The sequence below is a fragment of the Shewanella electrica genome (assembly GCF_022321485.1).
GTDB lineage: Bacteria > Pseudomonadota > Gammaproteobacteria > Enterobacterales > Shewanellaceae > Shewanella > Shewanella electrica.
The window spans coordinates 1-230 of the sequence record NZ_JAKOGG010000849.1 but is presented as its reverse complement, the minus strand read 5'-3'; the positions used below and the strand labels follow the sequence as shown (position 1 = coordinate 230).

Below are 230 nucleotides of genomic sequence, written 5' to 3'. Positions count from 1 at the left end.
GCGGCAGGCGCTGAATGAGCCAGAGATCACTCTGAATATCGGAATGCGATCAGGCGATACGCCCAGTGCAGAGCGCGCCAGGCTGGTGCGCCGCCCGCCCGATATCCTGATCACCACACCCGAATCACTGTTTCTGATGCTGACCTCAAAAGCGCGAACGACGCTGCAGGGCGTGACCACGGTCATCGTCGATGAGGTGCATGCGGTGGCGGGATCGAAGCGGGGTTCTC

1 protein-coding gene is annotated in these 230 nt (G+C 61.7%); it reads left to right on the top strand.

What is annotated here, in order from left to right:
- Window positions 1-230, top strand: a 230-nt coding sequence (locus tag L9G74_RS22215; protein WP_238899140.1) for a DEAD/DEAH box helicase, incomplete at both ends; no start/stop codon positions are given.